A 20,093-nucleotide genomic window follows, 5' to 3' on the forward strand; every position below is an offset into this window, starting at 1 on the left:
GGCACCCGTCCCGCACATCGGACGCTGCCCTGCACTGCCACGTCAGGAAGCTCGCATGCAAACTTTCTTTATTGCCCCCACTGATTTCGGTGTGGGCCTGACATCTATTAGCCTCGGACTGGTTCGCACGCTGGAGCGCGCGGGGTTGAAAGTCGGCTTTTTCAAGCCGATTGCCCAGCCGCATCCGGGTGATATCGGCCCTGAGCGCTCGACCGAACTGATCGCCCGCACCCACGGTCTCAAGCCGCCAACCCCTTTGGGACTGGCCCATGTGGAACGCATGCTGGGTGACGGCCAACTGGATGAACTGCTCGAAGAAATCATCAGCCTTTATCAAGAAGCAGCCATTGGTAAAGATGTACTGATCGTTGAAGGCATGGTGCCCACCCGCACCGCCAGTTACGCCGCACGGGTCAACCTGCACCTGGCCAAGAGCCTGGATGCCGAGGTGATTCTGGTGTCGGCCCCGGAAAACGAAGTGCTGACCGAGCTCTCCGGCCGGGTTGAATTGCAGGCACAGTTGTTTGGTGGCCCCAAAGATCCGAAAGTGCTCGGCGTGATCCTCAACAAGGTGCGCACCGACGAAAGCATGGAAGTTTTTTCGGCGCGCCTCAAAGAGCACTCGCCGTTGCTGCGCAGTGGCGATTTCAGACTGCTGGGCTGCATTCCTTACCAACCCGAACTCAACGCGCCACGCACCCGCGACGTGGCCGACCTGCTGGGTGCCCAGGTGCTGAATGCCGGGGACTACGAAACCCGGCGCATGTCGAAAATCATTCTGTGCGCCCGCACCGTACTCAACACCTTGCAACTGCTCAAACCCGGGGTGCTGGTGGTTACCCCCGGCGATCGCGATGACATTATTCTGGCTGTCAGCCTGGCGGCCATGAATGGCGTGCCGCTGGCCGGGCTGCTGCTGACCAGCGACACCAAGCCCGACCCGCGCCTTATGGAACTGTGCCGTGGCGCGCTGCAGGCCGGGCTGCCGGTGCTGTCAGTGAGTACCGGGTCCTATGACACGGCGAACCAGCTCAACCAGCTGAACAAGGAAATCCCGATTGATGACCGCGAGCGCGCGCAAATCATCACCGACTTTGTTGCCGGCCATCTGGACGCCAACTGGCTGCATCAACGCTGCGGCACCCCGCGGGAAATGCGCCTGACCCCGGCGGTGTTCCGCTATCAACTGATCCAGCGGGCCCAGCAAGCCAACAAGCGCATCGTCCTGCCCGAGGGCAGCGAGCCATTGACCGTGCAGGCGGCTGCCATTTGCCATGCCCGCGGAATTGCCCGCTGCGTATTGCTGGCCAAACCTGAAGAGGTTCTGGCAGTGGCCAAGGCCCACGGTTTCGAGCTGCCTGAGGGGCTGGAAATTCTGGACCCGGATCTGATTCGCGGGCGTTACGTCGAACCGATGGTGGCGCTGCGTAAAACCAAAAGCATCAATGCGCCGATGGCCGAGCAACAGCTGGAGGACACCGTGGTGATCGGCACCATGATGCTGGCCCTGGACGAAGTGGACGGGCTGGTTTCCGGGGTTATTCACTCGACCGCCAACACCATCCGCCCGGCCCTGCAACTGATCAAGACGGCACCGGGCTGCACCCTGGTGTCATCGGTGTTCTTCATGCTGTTTCCCGAACAAGTGCTGGTATATGGCGACTGCGTGATGAACCCGCATCCGTCCGCCAGTGAACTGGCCGAAATTGCCTTGCAAAGCGCCGACTCGGCCGCCGCCTTCGGCATCACCCCGCGGGTGGCAATGATCAGCTACTCCAGCGGCGAATCGGCCAGTGGCGAAGAGGTCGAAAAAGTACGCGAAGCCACCCTGCTGGCCCATGAGGCCCAGCATTCATTGCTGATCGACGGGCCTCTGCAATATGACGCCGCTGCCAATGAAGCGGTCGCCAGACAACTGGCCCCCGACAGCAAAGTGGCGGGCCGGGCGACGGTCTTTGTGTTCCCGGACCTGAACACCGGCAACACCACGCACAAGGCGGTACAACGCAGCGCCGATTGCGTCAGCCTTGGGCCTATGCTGCAAGGTCTGCGCAAACCGGTAAATGATCTGCCTCGCGGCGCGCAAGTCGACGACATTGTCTACACCATCGCCCTCACGGCGATTCAAGCCGCCAACCGACCTATGGATGTGTAAATGCTGGATTTCCTGCCTGCGCCGTTACGCGGCGTCATCGCTTCATTGCTACTGGCGATCAACACTATCCTGTGTTGCACGCCGCTGTTCGTAGTTGCCATTTTCAAGCTGTGCCTGCCATTCCCGGCGGCGCAGCGTGTGACCGACGAGTTGATGCGCCGGATCCACGAAGCCTGGGTCAGCAACAATTCGCGCTGGATGGATTTACTGCGCAAGACCCGCTGGCACATCGAAGGCCTTGAGGGGCTGGACTACCAGCACTCCTACCTGATCACCAGCAACCACCAGAGCTGGGTTGACATCATGGTGCTGCAGTACGTGCTCAACAAACGTATTCGTCCGCTCAAGTTCTTCCTCAAGCAGGAGCTGATCTGGGTCCCGGTGATCGGTCTGGCGTGGTGGGCTCTGGGCTTCCCGTTCATGAAGCGCTACACCAAGGCTTACCTGGACAAACACCCGGAGAAAAAAGGCGCGGACCTGGCCACCACCCGTAAAACCTGCGCCAAGTTTAAAAACCAGTCGGTAGCGATTTTCAATTTCGTTGAAGGCACACGCTTTACCGAGGCCAAACACGCGCAGCAGAACTCCCCGTTTCGCTACCTGCTCAAGCCCAAGGCCGGCGGCATTGCCTTTGTCCTGGATGCGATGGGCGAACAGCTGCAATCGATCATCAACGTGACGATCCACTACCCAGGCGGCAGACCGGGTTATTGGGATCTGCTGTGCGGCAACGTGCGGGAGGTGGTGGTGGATTTCGAAGAGCTGAGAATCCCGGCCGGGTTTATCGGTAAAAACTACGACCAGGACCCTGAGTACAAGCGGGCGTTTCAGAGCTGGATCAATACCTTGTGGGAAAACAAGGACCGGCTGCTGGACGAGTTGCATCGCAAATACCCCGGCGCCTGAGCTATCCCCTTGCTCGCGTGCCTGGAATAGATCGCGAGCAAGCTCGTTCCTGCAGAGGGGAAATACACGCGCATAAAAAAGCCCGCCACCGAGTACTCGGTGGCGGGCTTTTTCGTACGGCTTAGATAGCGCCGTGTTTGCGCAACAGTTCCAGTACCAGCTTCACACTTTCATCCAGCGACAGCGATTGCGTATTGACCACCAGATCGGCATTCAACGGCACGTCATACGGGAAAGATTCTCCCGGGATGTTATCGCCACCGGCTGCATACAGCCCTTGCGGGTCACGCTCGGCACATACGGCCGGAGATGCCTGCACATAGACGGTCAGCAGGCGATCATCACCGATCAGTGCCTTGGACTCTTCACGGCCCAGGGCATCCGGAGCCACGAACGCGGCCAGGGTCAACAAACCGGCTTCATTGAACTGACGCGCCACATGGGCAGCACGACGCCAGTTCTCGGTACGCCCGGCACGATCCTGGGGCAAGCCCTTGTTCAGGTCGTGGCGCAGGTTCTGGCCATCCAGTACGAACACTGCACGCCCCATATCGAACAGCTTGCGCTCAACGGCGTAGGCCAGGGTGCTTTTGCCCGCCCCGGAGAGACCGCTGAACAGCACGGTGGCCGGTTGCTGGCCAAAACGCTGGGCCCGCTCCTCGGTGGTCACATGGGCCAGTTCACCATGATGGGTCGCGCTGCCATGGCTCTGCGGCTGGGCGACAATCATGCCCGCGCCGACGGTGCCGTTGGTCAGGCGATCGATAATAATGAATGAGCCCGTGGTGCGGTTGCTGGCATAGCCATCCAGCGCAATCGGTGCATCGAGGCTGATCCTGACCTTACCGATCTCGTTCAGCTGCAAGGCACTGGCCGGGCCTTCTTCCAGGGTGTTTACATCGACCTTGTTGACGATGCTGGCGATCGAACCCGGCACATAGCTGGTGGCACGCTTGATGTCGTATTTCTTGCCCGGCAACATCGGCTCTTCAGCCATCCACACCAGCATGGCCTCAAAGTTGTCGGTCACCAGCGGCTGGTTGTCGGCATGCACCAACAGGTCGCCACGGGAGATGTCGATCTCGTCTTCCATGGTCAGCGTCACCGCCTGACCCGGACCGGCGTGTTCCAGTTCACCTTCAAAGGTGACGATGGATTTGACCCGGCTGCTCTTGCCCGACGGCAGCACCACAATTTCGTCGCCCTTGCGCACGATGCCGCTGGCCAGCGTACCGGCAAAGCCACGGAAGTTCAGGTTGGGACGGTTCACGTACTGCACCGGGAAGCGCAGGTCGGTGAGGTTGCGATCGGCCGCCACTTCAACGGTCTCAAGAATTTCCATCAGCGACTGGCCGGTGTACCACGGCGAGCGCTCGCTTTTGTTCACCACGTTGTCGCCCTTGAGGGCAGACATCGGCACAAAGTGCATGCTGGTGGGCTTCATCTGCAAGCCTTCGGCGAACTTCAGGTAATCGGCCTTGATCGACTCGAAAACACCCTGATCGAAGTCCTTGAGGTCCATCTTGTTGATGGCCACCACGATGTGTTTGATGCCCAGCAACGAAGCGATGAAGCTGTGGCGACGGGTCTGGGTCTGCACGCCGTAACGGGCATCCACCAGAATGATCGCCAGGTCACAGGTCGAAGCACCGGTGGCCATGTTGCGGGTGTACTGCTCATGGCCCGGGGTGTCGGCAATGATGAATTTACGCTTGGCGGTCGAGAAATAACGGTACGCCACGTCAATGGTGATGCCCTGCTCGCGCTCGGCTTGCAGACCGTCCACCAGCAGCGCCAGGTCGATGTCGTCACCGGTGGTGCCGCTCTTTTTCGAGTCACGGGTGATGGCTTCCAGGTGATCTTCGTAGATCATCTTGGAGTCGTGCAGCAGGCGCCCGATGAGGGTGCTCTTGCCGTCGTCGACGTTGCCGCAGGTCAGAAAGCGCAACATCTCTTTGCGCTCGTGCTGGCCCAGGTAGGCGAGGATGTCCTCGCTGATCAAATCAGATACATGCGACATGACAACCCCTTAGAAATAACCCTGACGTTTTTTATCTTCCATCGAGCCGGCACCATCGTGATCGATGACTCGGCCCTGGCGCTCGGAAGTTCGGGTCAGGAGCATTTCCTGGATGATGTCGGTCAGGGTTTCAGCCTCGGACTCCACCGCGCCGGTCAGCGGGTAGCAGCCAAGCGTACGGAAACGGACCTTTTTCTTGACGATGCGAGCCTTGTCTTCGTCAGACAGGTGCTCAAGGATGCGCTCGTCGTCGATCATGATCAGGGTGCCGTTCTTCTCGATCACATCGCGTTCGGCCGCGAAGTACAGGGGCACAATAGGAATGCCTTCGAGATAGATGTACTGCCAGATATCGAGTTCGGTCCAGTTCGACAACGGGAACACGCGAATCGATTCGCCCTTGTTGACGTTGCCGTTGTAAACGTTCCACAACTCGGGGCGCTGGTTTTTCGGATCCCAGCGGTGCTTGCTGTCGCGGAAAGAGTACACGCGCTCTTTGGCACGGGACTTTTCTTCGTCGCGGCGCGCGCCACCAAAGGCGGCATCAAAACCGTATTTGTCCAGCGCCTGCTTGAGACCCTCGGTCTTCATGATATCGGTGTGCTTGGCGCTGCCGTGGGTGAAGGGGTTGATCCCTTGCGCCACGCCGTCCGGGTTGACGTGAGTGATCAGGTCCAGGCCCAGCTCGGCAACCATCTTGTCGCGAAAGCGGTACATCTCCTGGAATTTCCACTGGGTGTCGACATGCATCACCGGAAACGGCAGCTTGCCAGGGAAAAACGCCTTGCGTGCAAGGTGCAACATCACGGCAGAATCTTTACCGATCGAGTACAGCATTACCGGGTTATCGAACTCGGCTGCCACCTCGCGGATGATGTGGATGCTTTCCGCCTCCAACTGTTTCAGGTGCGTCAGTTTGTCGACCATGGCTACTCACGAAAGCTATCTTATGAACGGCCTGCGGGCCGTGTTCGAGGGGAGAATCCTAGCACAGCGCTCTCTTCTATTGAGGGCGCCAACTAGATCGAAACGGTCTAAGAATAGATCGACGAGTTTGCCTCTTTACCTCTGCTGGAGCGAGCTTGCCTCGCGATGTTTTGATCTTGAAAGCTCGCGGCCAATCGAGTGCCGACCGGCTGCTCCCCAGAGGGCATAAGGGTTAAATCGGGTTCGGACAGTCGATGAACAAATGTTCAAGGGCAAAGCGGCGGGCCAGGTAGTCACCCAGGGCTTGCACACCATAACGCTCGGTGGCGTGATGGCCGGCAGCAATGAAACTGATGTCGTTTTCCCGGGCACTGTGGAAAGTTTGCTCCGACGCTTCGCCGCTCAGGTACAGATCAACCCCGGCCAGTACCGCCTGATCGATGTAACCCTGACCGCCACCGGTACACCAGCCTACGCGGCGAATCATTGCACTGCCTTCAATCAGCAACGGCTCACGGCCCAGGGCTTCTTGCACGCGGCGGGCAAAATCACGGGCCGTCACCGGCTCGGCCAAAGAACCCACCAGCCCCACCACTTTGGCGTTGTTCGGGTCCAGCGGCCCTTCAACAGTGATGTCCAGCTGCCGCGCCAGTTGCACGTTATTGCCAACTTCGGGGTGCAGGTCGAGGGGCAGGTGATACGCCAGCAGGCTGATATCGTGTTTGAGCAAGGTTTTGAGGCGGCGCTGCTTCATCCCGGTGATGCAGGGGTCTTCGCCCTTCCAGAAGTAACCGTGGTGCACCAGCACCAGATCGGCCTGGGCCTCGACTGCCGCATCCAGCAACGCCTGGCTGGCGGTCACGCCGCTGACGATTCGCAGCACCTGTGGCCGGCCCTCGACCTGCAGCCCGTTGGGGCAGTAATCGCTGATTGCAGCGCAGTTCAGGTAACGATTTGCTTCTTCTACCAGTGTGCTCAGGGCAACAGCCATAAAAGACTCCTAAATATAGCGTTCAGAGGCGTTCGGCCCTCGTATAATGGCCGCCATTATGGGCCGTCAAGATGGCTCTGCAACCTTCAGGACTGAGTTCAATGTTTAAGGCTTTGCGTTATTCCGGCTGGCCACTACTGGCGGGCGTGCTTGTCGCCATGCTGATTATTCAGCGCTACCCGCAGTGGGTCGGGTTGCCGAGCCAGGACGTCAATCTGCAGCAGGCCCCGCAAACCACTTACGTGCAGCAGGGCCCGGTCACCTATGCCGACGCCGTGACCCGCGCGGCGCCCGCTGTGGCCAACCTGTACACCACCAAGGTGGTGAACAAAAACGCCAAGCCCCTGTTCGAAGATCCGCAGTTCCGGCACTTCTTCGGCAATAACGCGCCCAAGCAAAAACGCATGGAGTCCAGCCTGGGTTCGGCGGTCATCATGAGCCCCGAGGGCTATTTGCTGACCAACAACCACGTGGTAACGGGCGCCGACCAGATTGTGGTGGCACTCAAGGACGGCCGCGAAACATTGGCCCGGGTGATTGGCAGCGATCCGGAAACAGACCTGGCGGTTCTCAAGATCGATTTGAAAAACCTGCCGGCGATCACCATCGGCCGCTCGGACACCCTGCGCATTGGTGACATCGCCCTGGCGATCGGTAACCCGTTCGGGGTCGGCCAGACCACTACCATGGGCATCATCAGTGCCACCGGCCGCAATCAGTTGGGGCTGAACAACTATGAAGACTTCATTCAGACGGACGCCGCGATCAACCCCGGCAACTCCGGTGGCGCACTGGTGGATGCCAATGGCAACCTGACCGGCATCAACACTGCAATCTTCTCCAAGTCCGGCGGTTCACAAGGCATAGGCTTTGCGATCCCGATCAACCTGGCGATGGAAGTCATGAAGTCGATCATCGAACACGGGCAAGTGATTCGGGGCTGGCTGGGGATTGAGGTGCAGCCGTTGACTGCTGAGCTGGCCGAGTCCTTTGGCCTGGCCGGACGCACGGGGATTGTGGTGGCGGGGATTTTCCGTGACGGCCCGGCGCAGAAAGCCGGCCTGCAACTGGGCGATGTGATCTTGAGCATTGACGGTGCACCGGCCAGCGACGGCCGCCGCTCAATGAATCAAGTGGCGCGCATCAAGCCTTCGGACAAGGTGTCGATAGTCGTCATGCGCAATGGCAAAGAGATCAAGCTCACCGCCGAGGTTGGCCTGCGTCCACCGCAAGAGCAGCCGCCGCAGCAAGAGGAATAACCTGCAGGAGCGAGCCTGCCCGCGATCTTTTAAAAGCTCGCGAGCAGGAGAGCAGGTTTACAGGTCGGACAAGCCTTCAATCAACGCCGCATTCTGCTCCGGCGTGCCGATAGTGATGCGCAAGAACTGGGCGATGCGCAGTTGCTTGAAGTGACGCACTATCACCCCCTGCTCCCGCAATTTTGCCGCCAGCGCGGCCGCATCATGCTCCGGGTGACGGGCGAAGATGAAGTTCGCCGCCGATGGCAGCACCTCGAACCCCAGCGCCTGTAGCTGCCCGACCACTTGCTCGCGACTGTCGATCACGACTTTGCAGGTGTGCTCGAAATACTCACGGTCTTCGAACGCCGCCGCCGCACCGGCAATCGCCATGCGATCCAGCGGGTAGGAGTTGAAGCTGTTTTTGATCCGCTCCAGCGCCTCGATCAGGTCGGGATGCCCCACCGCCAGCCCTACACGCAAACCGGCCAGCGAGCGGGACTTGGACAGGGTTTGCGTCACCAGCAGGTTCGGGTAGCGGTCGACCAGGCTGATGGCCGTCTCGCCGCCAAAGTCGATATAGGCCTCATCCACGACCACCACGGAATCCGGGCTGGCCTTGAGTATTTGCTCAATGGCATCCAGTGCCAGCAGGCAGCCGGTCGGAGCATTGGGGTTGGGGAAGATGATGCCGCCATTGGGCCTGGCGTAATCCGCAGGCTGGATCTGGAACTGTTGGTCCAGCGGCACCGCGTCGAACTCTATGCCATACAGGCCGCAGTAAACCGGATAGAAGCTGTAGCTGATGTCCGGAAACAGCAGCGGCTTGTCGTGCTGAAACAAACCGTTGAAAACATGGGCCAGCACTTCGTCAGAGCCGTTACCCACAAACACCTGGCCGGTCTGCACGCCGTAATACTCGGCAACCGCCTGTTTGAGCAGGTCACTGTTCGGGTCCGGGTACAGGCGCAGGTTGTCGTTTATCTGCGCCTGCATCGCTGTCAGCGCTTTTGGCGAAGGGCCATAGGGGTTTTCGTTGGTGTTGAGCTTGACCAGTCTGGCCAGCTTAGGTTGTTCGCCCGGCACGTAAGGCACCAGTTCTTTAACGAACGGACTCCAGAATTTACTCATGCTTATTGCCCCTGTTCGCTGTCAGCAATGATCCGGTATTCGGCACTACGGGCGTGGCCGGTCAGTGATTCTCCACGGGCGAGAATCGAGGCCGTCTTGCCCAGATCGGAAGCGCCCTGCTCGGAGCAGAAGATGATCGAGGAGCGCTTCTGGAAGTCATACACACCCAGGGGCGAAGAGAAACGCGCGGTACCGGACGTAGGCAATACGTGGTTGGGACCGGCGCAATAGTCGCCCAGCGCCTCGGAGGTGTGACGGCCCATAAAGATCGCACCGGCGTGGCGGATCTGCGGCAGCCAGGCTTGCGGGTCGGCAACCGACAACTCAAGGTGCTCCGGGGCGATGCGGTTGGCTACGTCTATGGCTTGCTGCATGTCATTGACCAGAATCAGCGCACCACGACCATTGATCGAAGTGTTGATGATCTCGGCCCGCTCCATGGTTGGCAGCAGTTTGGCGATGCTGGCCGCCACCTTGTCGAGGAACTCGGCGTCGGGGCTGACCAGAATCGCTTGCGCGTCTTCGTCATGCTCGGCCTGGGAGAACAGGTCCATGGCGATCCAGTCCGGATCCGTCTGGCCATCGCACACCACCAGGATCTCCGAAGGGCCGGCGATCATGTCGATGCCGACCTGACCGAACACGTGGCGCTTGGCAGTGGCAACGTAGATGTTGCCGGGGCCGACCACCTTGTCGACTTTTGGCACGCTTTCGGTGCCGTAGGCCAATGCCGCAACCGCCTGGGCGCCGCCGATGGTGAACACCCGGTCGACACCGGCGATACAGGCAGCTGCCAGTACCAGTTCATTGAGTTCGCCACGGGGCGTCGGCACGACCATCACCACTTCGGTGACGCCTGCCACCTTGGCCGGAATCGCGTTCATCAATACCGACGACGGGTACGACGCCTTGCCGCCCGGTACGTACAGGCCGGCACGATCCAGTGGCGTGACTTTCTGGCCCAGCACCGTGCCGTCGGCTTCGGTGTAGCTCCAGGATTCCTGCTTCTGTTTTTCGTGGTAGCTGCGAACCCGTTGCGCGGCTTTTTCCAGCGCTTCACGCTGAGGGGCCGTGATGCGGGTCAGTGCCAGCTCAAGGCGTTCGCGGGGCAGGATCAAGTCCGCCATCGACTTGACGCTCAGCCCGTCAAAACGCTGGGTGAACTCAACCAGTGCGGCGTCGCCGCGTTCGCGTACGGCTTTGATGATGTCGAGCACACGCTGGTTGACCGAGTCGTCAGACACACTTTCCCAGCTCAGCAGATGATCCAGATGCTGCGCGAAGTCCGGGTCAGCAGCGTTGAGTCGGCGAATTGCAGTGGGAGCGGTCATAGCGAGGGCCTCGGAAATTGGCGAATGCTTAGAGTTTATGGTTTTGCACAGCACAGGCACCGCAAGACTACCAAGCCATCCGCGCGGGTACCTGAGATTTCTGGCTTTTACACGGATGGATGGGCGCGACTTCAGGGTACAGACCCCGGGCCGCGCAGGTGAGTCAGCCGCGGTGTCGCGACTCCACTGCTTTGCGCAGGGTGTCGATCAGGGCTTGAATACGGGCGTGCTGCATCTTCATCGAAGCCTTGTTGACCACCAGACGGGAGCTGATGGCGGCAATGAATTCCTGGGGTTCCAGGCCATTGGCACGCAAGGTGTTACCGGTATCGACCACGTCGATGATCTTGTCGGCCAGGCCAATCAGCGGGGCCAGCTCCATCGAGCCATAGAGCTTGATGATGTCGACCTGACGGCCTTGTTCGGCGTAGTAACGCTTGGCGACATTGACGAACTTGGTTGCTACGCGCAGCCGGCCTTTGGGCTCGGCAGCCCCGATGGCACCGGCAGTCATCAGTTTGCACTGGGCAATCTGCAGGTCCAGCGGCTCGTAGAGGCCCTGGCCACCGTACTCCATCAACACGTCTTTACCGGCCACACCGAGGTCGGCCGCGCCATGCTCTACATAGGTCGGCACGTCAGTGGCGCGGACGATCAGCAGGCGGACGTCGGGCTGGGAGGTCGGGATGATCAGCTTGCGGCTTTTGTCCGGATTCTCGGTCGGCACAATACCTGCTTCAGCCAGAAGCGGCAGGGTGTCGTCAAGGATACGGCCCTTGGACAGTGCAATGGTCAACATGGGAAACGTAAGTCCTTATCAGGGTACTTATGTCCGGACACAAGCGGTGCCGGACATGCATCGAGCCTGATAATCAGGCTCGACTTGAACGATTCGAGGCCGGGTAAGGTAACGCTTGCAAGCCGTTACGTCACCTGGCGGCTGGACACCATCCCTGTGCCCATGATGCCAAATACCAGAAACTAGCCCGGAACGCGGCGGATTTTGGCACCCAGCATTTGCAATTTTTCTTCGATGCACTCGTAGCCGCGGTCTATGTGGTAGATGCGATCGATCAGAGTGTCACCTTCGGCGACCAGCGCCGAGATCACCAGGCTGGCCGATGCCCGCAGGTCGGTCGCCATGACTGGCGCGCCTTTGAGGGTTTCGGTACCGGTGACAATGGCCGTGTTGCCTTCGACCTGGATCTTGGCGCCCATGCGATGCAGTTCGTATACGTGCATGAAGCGGTTTTCGAAGATGGTCTCGATCACTGCACCCGTGCCTTCGGCAATGGCGTTAAGCGAAATGAACTGCGCCTGCATGTCGGTCGGGAACGCCGGGTACGGTGCAGTACGCACGTTCACCGCTTTCGGGCGCTTGCCGTGCATGTTCAGCTCGATCCAGTCTTCACCGGTGGTGATCTCGGCGCCAGCTTCCTTGAGTTTTTCAAGAACTGCTTCGAGGATGGTCGGATCAGTGTCCTTGACCTTGACCCGGCCACCGGTCACTGCAGCAGCCACCAGGTAAGTACCGGTTTCGATACGGTCCGGCATTACTTTGTAAGTGGTCGGGTGCAGCTTCTCAACGCCATCAATGGTGATGGTGTCGGTACCTGCACCGCTGACCTTGGCGCCCATGGCGTTCAGGAAGTTGGCCAGGTCGACGACTTCAGGCTCGCGGGCAGAGTTCTGCAGAACGCTGCGGCCCTTGGCCAGTGCGGCGGCCATCATGATGTTCTCGGTACCGGTTACGCTGACGGTATCGAAGAAGAAGTTGGCACCGCGCAAGCCGCCTTCTGGCGCCTTGGCTTTGATGTAACCGCCTTCAACATCGATTTCTGCGCCCATGGCTTCAAGGCCACGGATGTGCAGGTCGACCGGACGCGAACCGATTGCGCAACCGCCTGGCAACGCAACTTCAGCGTAACCAAAACGGGCAACCATCGGGCCCAGTACCAGGATCGACGCACGCATGGTTTTAACCAGTTCGTACGGAGCCACCAGGGTTTTGATGGTATTCGGGTTGATTTCGACGCTGAGTTTTTCATCGATCACAGGCTCGATGCCCATGCGACCGAACAACTCGATCATGGTGGTGATGTCGTGCAAGTGCGGCAAGTTGGCAACGGTAACCGGGCCATCGCACAGCAGGGTTGCAGCAAGAATTGGCAGAGCGGAGTTTTTCGCCCCGGAAATGCGGATTTCGCCATCAAGACGAGCACCACCGGTAATAATCAATTTATCCATAACAATCTCGACGCCAATGGGCTCAGGGGGCTCAGGTGCGCTCGGCCCAGGCCGCGCTGCTGAAGAATTTCATAGTGACCGCGTGGATACTGCCATCAGCAATCCAAGGGTTCAAATGGGCATAGATGCTTTGTTGACGCTTAACCGGGCTCAAGGCCACCAGTTCGTCACTAATCACGTTCAGCTGAAAGTTGCAGCCTTCGCCCTCAACTTCTACCTGGGTTCCAGGCAGCTTTCCTTCAAGAAAGCTCTTCACTTCTACGGCCTGCATGCTCAACCTCAATCGGCGCCTGATGCGCGCGGGTCGGCCATCATACAAAAAAGCCCCGCGCCTGCGAACCCCACTTAACAGGACTCTGACGGGGGGCTTTTCTATAAATGGCTATTAATGATGTGCCAGCAACTCGGTCAAGCCCGAGACCTGGGCGATTTCGCGCATGTCTTCGGGCATTGCCTTGATGCTCAATGGCTTGTTCAGGGCTTGTGCATCACGGATGTAACAGAGCAGCAGCGACAAACCGACGCTGCTGGATTTGGTGACCGCCGAGCAATCCACCACCAGGGTCTTGGCCAGAGCCTTTTTGATCAGGGCCTGACCTTCCTTGCGCAAGCGAGGGCCGGTCTGATAGTCGAGTACGCCGCTGAGGCGCAACTCGCTTTCGCCGGCCAGGGTCACTGCCGCCTCACTCATTGGCCGGCAGCCTTGGGAGCCGCTTGATCGGTAACTTGCTTGGCCTTGGCAACTTCGCCCGCCCAGTTATCGATGGTCTTGTCCAGATTGTTGCCATTGCGCTGCATGGCGTCGGCGAACTGGTCACGGAACAGCTTGCCAATATTGATACCGTTGATGATCACGTTACGAACTTTCCACTCGCCGTTGACCTTGTTAAGGGTGTAGGACAGCGGGTAAATCGCGCCCTTGTCGCCCTTCACCGTCATGTCGACGCTGGTGCGATCGCCACTTTCATCCTTGGCCGGCGACACGGTAATGCCTTCGTTCTTGAACTCGAGCAAGGCATTGCCATAGAACTGCATCAGGCTGCGCTTGAAGTTTTCCTGGAAGCGCTGCATTTGCGCCGGGGTGGCATTACGCGAGTACTTCACGGTCATGATGCTTTTGGAAATACCGTCGACGTCCACCACAGGACCGACAATGCCGTTCAGGGCATCGTAGAACTTGCTCGGGTTGGTCTTGTACAGCTCTTTATTGGCGGACAGGTCTGCCAGCAAGCGGTTGGTGGTATCTGAAACGATGTCGTGGGCAGACTGCCCCGGAGCAGCATTTGCCACCAAAGGAAGGGCTGCTGCCAGAATTACCAGCAGGCCACGGCGCAAGAGAGAAATCATCTAAAAGCTCCTTATTTGGCTTCTTTGCTAACGGTGTTGAGCAGGAATTTCCCGATCAGATCTTCAAGGACCAACGATGATTGCGTGTCATGGATGGTGCCACCATCTTTGAGCACAGCGTCTTCGCCGCCGACGCTGATACCGATGTATTTCTCCCCCAGCAAGCCAGCAGTGAGGATAGACGCTGTCGAATCGGTCGGCAGGTTATCCACGCTCTTTTCGAGCTGCAGGGTGACCCGGGCAGTGAAGTTGTCCCGGTCCAGATCAATTGCCGTGACCTTGCCGATGGTCACGCCCGCCATGGTGACTTTGGCGCGCACGGTAAGACCGGCAATATTGTCGAAGTAGGCGTAGAGCTTGTAGGTGTCGGTGCTGGCGGTCGGGGACAGTCCACTGACTCGCAGGGCAAGCAACAACAAAGCCAGGATGCCAGCCAGCAAAAACAGGCCGACACCGATTTCCATGGTGCGGTTTTGCATCAGAAATCTCCAAACATCAAGGCAGTCAAAATAAAGTCCAGCCCGAGGACTGCCAACGAGGCATACACCACGGTCTTGGTAGTGGCACGGCTGATCCCCTCTGAAGTGGGCTCACAGTCATAACCTTGGAACACGGCAATCCAGGTCACCACAAAGGCAAAAACGATGCTTTTGATGATCCCGTTAAGTACGTCACCACTGAAGGTTACGCTGTTTTGCATATTGGCCCAGTATGAGCCGTCGTAGACGCCCAGCCAGTCAACCGCGACCCACGAACCACCCCAGATCCCGACCACGCTGAAGATCATCGCCAGTATCGGCAGGGAAATGAACCCGGCCCACAAGCGCGGGGCAATGATGTATTTAAGCGGGTCGACCCCGATCATTTCCAGGCTGGACAGTTGTTCGCTGGATTTCATGTTGCCAATCTCGGCGGTCAGGGCAGAGCCCGCACGCCCGGCAAACAACAGCGCAGTGACCACCGGCCCGAGTTCACGCAGAAGCGTCAGGGCAACCATCTGCCCGACCGCCTGCTCGGAGCCGTAGCTGGACAGGATACTGAAGCCTTGCAGCGCCAGGACCATGCCGATGAACACACCGGACACCACGATAATCACCAGCGACATGACGCCCACGGAGTGCAGCTGCTTGAGCAACAGTCCGAACCCGCCACCAATGCCGCCACGCCCCAGCAAAGAATGAAAGAGGAATATCCCCGAACGGCCCAGTACCGAGACGATATCGATACCGGCCCGGCCGAATAGTCCGACACGATCCATAATTGAATGCTTGCGCATCAGCGCTTCCCCAGAAGATCGGTTCGGTAGTCCGACGCCGGAAAGTGAAACGGAACAGGACCATCCGGGTCGCCGTTCATGAACTGACGAATACGCGGGTTATCGGCGTTCATCAACTCTTCGGGCGTACCCTGCCCCAGTACCTGACCATCGCCGACTACATACAGATAGTCAGCGATACTCGCTGTTTCAGCCAGGTCGTGAGAAACCACGATGCTGGTGATGCCCAAGGCATCATTGAGCAGACGAATCAGGCGAACCAGAACCCCCATTGCGATGGGGTCCTGCCCGACAAAAGGTTCGTCATACATCAGGATCTGCGGGTCCAGGGCAATCGCACGCGCCAGGGCAACCCGGCGCTTCATGCCGCCAGACAACTCGTCGGGCATCAGATCAATGGCTCCGCGCAGTCCCACCGCCTGCAATTTAAGCAGCACGATGTCGCGAATCATTTCTTCCGGCAACTGGGTGTGAACCCGTAGCGGGAAGGCCACATTCTCGAATACGTCCAGGTCGGTGAACAACGCCCCGCTTTGAAACAACACCCCCATGTGCTTACGGGCATCGAACAGATCACTGCGCGACAACGTCGGCAGGTTCTGACCGTTGACCCACACCTCACCGCTGCTGGGACGCAGTTGCATTCCCATCAAACGTAAAAGGGTGGTCTTGCCGCAGCCGGAAGGCCCCATGATTCCCGTGACTTTGCCACGCGGAATCAGAATATCGACATTATTGAAGATGCTGCGCGTACCGCGCTTGAAGGACACTCCCTTCAGCTCGACCGCGTAGGCGTTATCGGCGCTCATCTAAACTCCTTGCGATGCAGCCTCTGCCTCTCACCCGGACACTTTGCCCCTTTATCGGGAGGCGCGTTCCCTGAGCGGGCCGAACTGGCGGCGAACTATAGCACTGCTGATAGTGACCGCCCAAGGCCGAAGGAGTGCCGTATCAGGTTCCAGACAGCGAAATAAATTCGATTCAGCTGTAATCCCGGCAGTAGTTTGTAGCGCAGACAACAAAGCACGACGATCTAGCGTGAGGGAATTGCGCATTACCGCTATAATCTTTGCCTTTTCTCAGGCTATCTGACTTCAAACATGAGCCAATCCAGCGACCTGATCCAATCTGCTCAGCGTACCATCCGCCTCGAACTGCAAGCCGTAGAAGGTTTGCTGGCTCATATCGACGCAGACTTCGTACGCGCTTGCGAGATGATTTTGGCCAGCAAGGGCCGGGTAGTCGTGGTCGGCATGGGCAAGTCCGGGCATATCGGCAACAAAATTGCTGCGACTCTGGCCAGCACCGGTACCACCGCTTTTTTCGTCCATCCGGCCGAAGCCAGCCATGGCGACATGGGCATGATTACCCGAGATGACATTATTCTCGCGCTGTCCAACTCGGGGTCGACTGCAGAGATCGTCACCCTGCTGCCCCTGATCAAGCGTTTGGGTATCCAGTTGATCTGCATCACCGGCAACCCCGAGTCGCCACTGGCCAAAGCCGCCGATGTCAGCCTGGACGCCCGCGTGGCTCAGGAGGCCTGCCCGTTGAACCTGGCACCGACCTCCTCGACTACTGCCGCGCTGGTGCTGGGTGATGCTCTGGCCATAGCCTTGCTCGAAGCCCGTGGCTTTACCGCTGAGGACTTTGCCTTTTCGCATCCCGGTGGAGCCCTGGGCCGCCGCCTGCTGCTGAAAGTCGAAAACGTCATGCACTCGGGCGCAGACTTGCCGCAGGTTGTCCGCGGCACGCTGCTCAAGGATGCATTGATGGAAATGACGCACAAAGGTCTCGGCATGACCGTGGTTATAGAAGAAGATGGTCGCCTGGCCGGAATCTTCACTGACGGTGACTTGCGCAGAACCCTGGATCGCGAAATCGATATCCGCAACGCAAGCATTGATGCAGTCATGACCCCCCATGGCAAAACCGCACGGGCCGACATGCTCGCCGCCGAAGCCTTGAAAATCATGGAAGACCACAAAATCAACGCACTGGTTGTAGTCGACAAGGAAGACCGGCCGGTTGGTGCCTTGAACATGCACGACTTGCTACGCGCAGGAGTGATGTAATGACCCTTGAACTACTCAAGCGCGGCAAAGACATAAAACTTGCCATTTTCGACGTTGACGGGGTTTTGACCGACGGCCGCCTGTACTTCCTTGAAGACGGCAGCGAGTTCAAGACCTTCAACACGCTGGACGGTCTGGGTATCAAGATGCTGATGGCCGCCGGGGTTCAGACCGCGATTATCAGCGGCCGTAAAACCCCGGTGGTTGAACGTCGCGCACAAAACCTGGGTATCGCGCACCTGTATCAGGGGCGCGAAGACAAGTTGGTGGTATTGGACGAGCTTCTTGGCCAACTCAACCTAAGCTATGAACAGGTCGCCTATTTGGGCGATGATCTGCCTGATTTACCGGTTATCCGCCGAGTTGGTCTGGGCATGGCAGTTGCCAATGCTGCCAGCTTTGTTCGCGAGCACGCCCATGGCGTCACTCAGGCACGAGGCGGAGAAGGTGCCGCACGCGAATTCTGCGAGTTGATTTTGCGCGCTCAAGGCCGTCTAGACGCGGCCCACGCAGCCTACCTATAGAGTTTTCCATGCTGAGCAAAAAGATCCGTAACATCCTGTTATTCACGGTCATTGCTGCGTTGTTCGCATCAGTTGGCTACTGGAATATCAGCCCCGAACGTTTTCTCGACACCCCTAAAGCGGCCGTCGATGAAAGCGCTATCGACTATTACGCGCTTAATGCGCGCAGCCTGCAGTTCTTGCCGGACGGCAAACTGCAGTATGAAATGACATCCGACAAAATCGAGCATGTGCTGTCATCGGAAGTCACCCTGATGACCAAGCCCGACCTGCAAATGTACCGCGGCACGGCCTTCCCGTGGCACGTACAGAGCGAGCGCGGAGAAGTTAATCCGGACGGCACCGAGGTCGAGCTGATCGACTCGGTACGTGTGGCCCGCACAGATGAAAAAAATCGCACTACGGTTATTACCAGTTCCCGCATGACTGTATTCCCCCAGAAGCAATATGCGCAGACCGAGCGAGACGTTAGAATCGACGGCGCTGGCGGCGTAACAACTGGCAAGGGCATGAAAGCATATTTGAAAGACGGCAGGATGGACCTGCTGTCCAACGTAAGAGGACAGTATGAGTCTCGTTAAATCCCTCCCTTTATTGCTCAGCCTGAGCGCAGCACTGGGAAGCGTGAGCGCCTGGGCTCTGCCGAACGATAACGAACAGCCAATCCGCATCCAGGCCAATGAAGCCCAGCTGGATGACAAACAAGGCGTCGCGACCTACAAGGGCGATGTAATCATCACCCAGGGCTCGATGAAAATCACCGGCAACACCGTCACTATTACCCGCAATGCTGCGGGTGAAATTGATATCGTGACCTCAGTTGGCAACCTGGCCTATTTCGAGCAGCTGCAAAAAGCAACCGACTCCAAGCCGGTTCAGGCCTACGCCGTAACCATTCAGTACCATGCGCCGCAAAACCGCATTGTGCTGATCGACAAGGCCAAGGTCATCAACGACGGCAACACCACCGAAGGCGAGAAGATCGTCTATGACACGGTGAAACAGGTCGCAAACGCCGGACGCGCCAATGGCTCCACAGTCACCGCACCACGCCCGCGCATCGACATGGTGATCCAGCCGAAGAAGAAAACCGACCAGCAGAAGGCCCAGTAATGGCAACCCTCAAAGCCCAGCATTTGGCTAAAAGCTACAAGAGTCGCCAGGTGGTACGTGATGTCAGCCTGTCAATCGACAGCGGGCAAATCGTGGGTTTGCTCGGCCCTAACGGTGCAGGCAAGACCACATGCTTCTACATGATTGTCGGCCTGGTCCAGGCTGACCAGGGACGCGTACTGATCGACGACCTGGATGTCAGCCACCAGCCGATGCACGGCCGCGCACGCGCCGGCATCGGTTACCTGCCCCAGGAAGCCTCGATCTTTCGCAAGCTTTCGGTCGCCGATAACATCATGGCGATCCTCGAAACGCGCAAAGAACTCGACAAGGCCGGTCGTCGCAAGGAACTCGAAAGCCTGCTGCAGGAGTTCCACATCAGCCACATCCGCGACAGCCTCGGCATGAGCCTGTCCGGTGGTGAGCGACGCAGGGTCGAAATCGCCCGGGCACTGGCAACCGCCCCGAAATTCATCCTGCTCGACGAACCCTTTGCCGGCGTTGACCCGATATCTGTGGGCGACATCAAGCAAATCATTCATCACCTCAAGGCCAAGGGCATTGGCGTACTGATCACCGATCACAACGTCCGTGAAACCCTCGACATCTGCGAAACCGCCTATATCGTCAACGACGGGCAGTTGATAGCCGAAGGTGATGCTGAAACCATTCTGGCCAATGAATTGGTCAGAGAAGTGTATCTGGGCCACGAGTTCCGCCTGTAAGGCCAGATGCATCGCGAATTCCCGGGCGCCAAGGACAGCAAAAAGTCGTCACGACTTTTATTACCTTGGTGCTCTAGGCAAACGCAC

At 58.5% G+C, this 20,093-nt stretch carries 21 protein-coding genes; 8 read left to right on the plus strand and 13 right to left on the minus strand.

All coding sequences use genetic code 11. From position 1 onward, the window contains the following. Nucleotides 1-55 precede the first annotated feature (55 nt). Both pta and FEZ21_RS21795 read left to right on the plus strand, forming a co-directional pair. A complete protein-coding gene (gene pta, locus FEZ21_RS21790; RefSeq protein ID WP_003439937.1) occupies nucleotides 56-2,155 on the plus strand; it encodes a phosphate acetyltransferase in 2,100 nt (699 codons plus the stop codon). Next, the gene (locus FEZ21_RS21795; RefSeq protein ID WP_003439935.1) at nucleotides 2,156-3,061 is read left to right on the plus strand and encodes an acyltransferase; all 906 of its coding nucleotides are present in this window, start codon (nucleotides 2,156-2,158) and stop codon (nucleotides 3,059-3,061) included. 121 nt (nucleotides 3,062-3,182) lie between these two features. On the opposite strand, the gene cysN is transcribed toward FEZ21_RS21795, so the two are convergent. The 3 genes from cysN to FEZ21_RS21810 all read right to left on the minus strand — a co-directional run bounded on the left by cysN (nucleotide 3,183) and on the right by FEZ21_RS21810 (nucleotide 6,999). After that, nucleotides 3,183-5,081: a sulfate adenylyltransferase subunit CysN gene (gene cysN, locus FEZ21_RS21800; protein ID WP_003439933.1), complete on the minus strand. Its 1,899-nt coding sequence runs from the start codon at nucleotides 5,079-5,081 to the stop codon at nucleotides 3,183-3,185. A gap of 9 nt (nucleotides 5,082-5,090) precedes the next feature. Next, nucleotides 5,091-6,008, minus strand: coding sequence for a sulfate adenylyltransferase subunit CysD (gene cysD / locus FEZ21_RS21805; RefSeq protein WP_003439932.1), 918 nt, complete (start codon nucleotides 6,006-6,008; stop codon nucleotides 5,091-5,093). A gap of 232 nt (nucleotides 6,009-6,240) precedes the next feature. Then, nucleotides 6,241-6,999: a Nif3-like dinuclear metal center hexameric protein gene (locus FEZ21_RS21810; RefSeq protein WP_127196056.1), complete on the minus strand. Its 759-nt coding sequence runs from the start codon at nucleotides 6,997-6,999 to the stop codon at nucleotides 6,241-6,243. Between the two features lie 101 nt (nucleotides 7,000-7,100). On the opposite strand from FEZ21_RS21810, the gene algW reads away from it, so the two are divergent. Further along, on the plus strand, nucleotides 7,101-8,258 hold the full coding sequence (algW, locus tag FEZ21_RS21815; RefSeq protein WP_003439928.1) for a Do family serine endopeptidase AlgW: 1,158 nt from the start codon (nucleotides 7,101-7,103) through the stop codon (nucleotides 8,256-8,258). 57 nt (nucleotides 8,259-8,315) lie between these two features. On the opposite strand, the gene hisC is transcribed toward algW, so the two are convergent. The 10 genes from hisC to FEZ21_RS21865 form a co-directional block, all read right to left on the minus strand. Further along, the gene (gene hisC / locus FEZ21_RS21820) at nucleotides 8,316-9,368 is read right to left on the minus strand and encodes a histidinol-phosphate transaminase (RefSeq protein WP_003439926.1); all 1,053 of its coding nucleotides are present in this window, start codon (nucleotides 9,366-9,368) and stop codon (nucleotides 8,316-8,318) included. A gap of 2 nt (nucleotides 9,369-9,370) precedes the next feature. Then, nucleotides 9,371-10,699: a histidinol dehydrogenase gene (gene hisD / locus FEZ21_RS21825; RefSeq protein ID WP_003439925.1), complete on the minus strand. Its 1,329-nt coding sequence runs from the start codon at nucleotides 10,697-10,699 to the stop codon at nucleotides 9,371-9,373. Nucleotides 10,700-10,862: 163 nt separating this feature from the next. Continuing rightward, nucleotides 10,863-11,498, minus strand: a complete 636-nt coding sequence (hisG, locus tag FEZ21_RS21830; RefSeq protein WP_003439923.1) for an ATP phosphoribosyltransferase — start codon at nucleotides 11,496-11,498, stop codon at nucleotides 10,863-10,865. Between the two features lie 182 nt (nucleotides 11,499-11,680). Then, nucleotides 11,681-12,946, minus strand: a complete 1,266-nt coding sequence (gene murA, locus FEZ21_RS21835) for a UDP-N-acetylglucosamine 1-carboxyvinyltransferase (RefSeq protein WP_003439921.1) — start codon at nucleotides 12,944-12,946, stop codon at nucleotides 11,681-11,683. A 31-nt stretch (nucleotides 12,947-12,977) separates the two neighbouring features. Then, a complete protein-coding gene (locus tag FEZ21_RS21840; protein WP_003439919.1) occupies nucleotides 12,978-13,217 on the minus strand; it encodes a BolA family protein in 240 nt (79 codons plus the stop codon). A 114-nt stretch (nucleotides 13,218-13,331) separates the two neighbouring features. Next, nucleotides 13,332-13,637, minus strand: a complete 306-nt coding sequence (locus FEZ21_RS21845) for a lipid asymmetry maintenance protein MlaB (protein WP_003439917.1) — start codon at nucleotides 13,635-13,637, stop codon at nucleotides 13,332-13,334. Beyond that, nucleotides 13,634-14,293: a phospholipid-binding protein MlaC gene (locus FEZ21_RS21850; RefSeq protein ID WP_003439915.1), complete on the minus strand. Its 660-nt coding sequence runs from the start codon at nucleotides 14,291-14,293 to the stop codon at nucleotides 13,634-13,636. Before FEZ21_RS21850 ends, FEZ21_RS21845 begins: the two co-directional genes overlap by 4 nt. Nucleotides 14,294-14,304: 11 nt before the next feature. Continuing rightward, nucleotides 14,305-14,772 carry an outer membrane lipid asymmetry maintenance protein MlaD gene (gene mlaD / locus FEZ21_RS21855; protein WP_003439913.1) on the minus strand — a complete coding sequence of 156 codons (468 nt, stop codon included), beginning with the start codon at nucleotides 14,770-14,772 and terminating at the stop codon, nucleotides 14,305-14,307. After that, entirely contained in the window at nucleotides 14,772-15,569 is a 798-nt protein-coding gene (mlaE, locus tag FEZ21_RS21860; RefSeq protein WP_003439912.1) for a lipid asymmetry maintenance ABC transporter permease subunit MlaE, read from the minus strand. Before mlaE ends, mlaD begins: the two co-directional genes overlap by 1 nt. Continuing rightward, nucleotides 15,569-16,378, minus strand: a complete 810-nt coding sequence (locus FEZ21_RS21865; RefSeq protein ID WP_003439910.1) for an ATP-binding cassette domain-containing protein — start codon at nucleotides 16,376-16,378, stop codon at nucleotides 15,569-15,571. The genes mlaE and FEZ21_RS21865 overlap by 1 nt, the downstream gene beginning before the upstream one ends. 291 nt (nucleotides 16,379-16,669) lie before the next feature. On the opposite strand from FEZ21_RS21865, the gene FEZ21_RS21870 reads away from it, so the two are divergent. From FEZ21_RS21870 to lptB, 5 genes are read left to right on the plus strand one after another with little or no spacing between them, the layout of a single operon-like run. After that, the gene (locus FEZ21_RS21870; RefSeq protein ID WP_003439908.1) at nucleotides 16,670-17,644 is read left to right on the plus strand and encodes a KpsF/GutQ family sugar-phosphate isomerase; all 975 of its coding nucleotides are present in this window, start codon (nucleotides 16,670-16,672) and stop codon (nucleotides 17,642-17,644) included. After that, nucleotides 17,644-18,168, plus strand: a complete 525-nt coding sequence (locus tag FEZ21_RS21875; protein ID WP_003439907.1) for an HAD family hydrolase — start codon at nucleotides 17,644-17,646, stop codon at nucleotides 18,166-18,168. The genes FEZ21_RS21870 and FEZ21_RS21875 overlap by 1 nt, the downstream gene beginning before the upstream one ends. 8 nt (nucleotides 18,169-18,176) lie before the next feature. After that, entirely contained in the window at nucleotides 18,177-18,749 is a 573-nt protein-coding gene (gene lptC, locus FEZ21_RS21880) for an LPS export ABC transporter periplasmic protein LptC (RefSeq protein WP_003439897.1), read from the plus strand. Next, nucleotides 18,736-19,281, plus strand: coding sequence for a lipopolysaccharide transport periplasmic protein LptA (gene lptA, locus FEZ21_RS21885; RefSeq protein WP_003439896.1), 546 nt, complete (start codon nucleotides 18,736-18,738; stop codon nucleotides 19,279-19,281). Before lptC ends, lptA begins: the two co-directional genes overlap by 14 nt. After that, nucleotides 19,281-20,006, plus strand: a complete 726-nt coding sequence (gene lptB / locus FEZ21_RS21890; RefSeq protein WP_003439894.1) for an LPS export ABC transporter ATP-binding protein — start codon at nucleotides 19,281-19,283, stop codon at nucleotides 20,004-20,006. Before lptA ends, lptB begins: the two co-directional genes overlap by 1 nt. The last annotated feature ends 87 nt before the right edge of the window (nucleotides 20,007-20,093 follow it).

It is taken from the genome of Pseudomonas sp. 9.1(2019), assembly GCF_009910445.1.
Classification (GTDB): Bacteria; Pseudomonadota; Gammaproteobacteria; order Pseudomonadales; family Pseudomonadaceae; genus Aquipseudomonas; species Aquipseudomonas paraversuta.

Coding starts and splice junctions, on each gene's coding strand:
- hisG (WP_003439923.1), bottom strand. CDS start 11,498: ATGTTGACCATTGCACTGTCCAAGGGCCGTATCCTTGACGACACCCTG.
- mlaE (WP_003439912.1), bottom strand. CDS start 15,569: ATGCGCAAGCATTCAATTATGGATCGTGTCGGACTATTCGGCCGGGCC.
- FEZ21_RS21795 (WP_003439935.1), top strand. CDS start 2,156: ATGCTGGATTTCCTGCCTGCGCCGTTACGCGGCGTCATCGCTTCATTG.
- murA (WP_003439921.1), bottom strand. CDS start 12,946: ATGGATAAATTGATTATTACCGGTGGTGCTCGTCTTGATGGCGAAATC.
- lptB (WP_003439894.1), top strand. CDS start 19,281: ATGGCAACCCTCAAAGCCCAGCATTTGGCTAAAAGCTACAAGAGTCGC.
- FEZ21_RS21810 (WP_127196056.1), bottom strand. CDS start 6,999: ATGGCTGTTGCCCTGAGCACACTGGTAGAAGAAGCAAATCGTTACCTG.
- FEZ21_RS21865 (WP_003439910.1), bottom strand. CDS start 16,378: ATGAGCGCCGATAACGCCTACGCGGTCGAGCTGAAGGGAGTGTCCTTC.
- FEZ21_RS21875 (WP_003439907.1), top strand. CDS start 17,644: ATGACCCTTGAACTACTCAAGCGCGGCAAAGACATAAAACTTGCCATT.
- FEZ21_RS21870 (WP_003439908.1), top strand. CDS start 16,670: ATGAGCCAATCCAGCGACCTGATCCAATCTGCTCAGCGTACCATCCGC.
- algW (WP_003439928.1), top strand. CDS start 7,101: ATGTTTAAGGCTTTGCGTTATTCCGGCTGGCCACTACTGGCGGGCGTG.
- hisC (WP_003439926.1), bottom strand. CDS start 9,368: ATGAGTAAATTCTGGAGTCCGTTCGTTAAAGAACTGGTGCCTTACGTG.
- FEZ21_RS21850 (WP_003439915.1), bottom strand. CDS start 14,293: ATGATTTCTCTCTTGCGCCGTGGCCTGCTGGTAATTCTGGCAGCAGCC.
- lptC (WP_003439897.1), top strand. CDS start 18,177: ATGCTGAGCAAAAAGATCCGTAACATCCTGTTATTCACGGTCATTGCT.
- cysN (WP_003439933.1), bottom strand. CDS start 5,081: ATGTCGCATGTATCTGATTTGATCAGCGAGGACATCCTCGCCTACCTG.
- cysD (WP_003439932.1), bottom strand. CDS start 6,008: ATGGTCGACAAACTGACGCACCTGAAACAGTTGGAGGCGGAAAGCATC.
- hisD (WP_003439925.1), bottom strand. CDS start 10,699: ATGACCGCTCCCACTGCAATTCGCCGACTCAACGCTGCTGACCCGGAC.
- FEZ21_RS21840 (WP_003439919.1), bottom strand. CDS start 13,217: ATGCAGGCCGTAGAAGTGAAGAGCTTTCTTGAAGGAAAGCTGCCTGGA.
- FEZ21_RS21845 (WP_003439917.1), bottom strand. CDS start 13,637: ATGAGTGAGGCGGCAGTGACCCTGGCCGGCGAAAGCGAGTTGCGCCTC.
- pta (WP_003439937.1), top strand. CDS start 56: ATGCAAACTTTCTTTATTGCCCCCACTGATTTCGGTGTGGGCCTGACA.
- lptA (WP_003439896.1), top strand. CDS start 18,736: ATGAGTCTCGTTAAATCCCTCCCTTTATTGCTCAGCCTGAGCGCAGCA.
- mlaD (WP_003439913.1), bottom strand. CDS start 14,772: ATGCAAAACCGCACCATGGAAATCGGTGTCGGCCTGTTTTTGCTGGCT.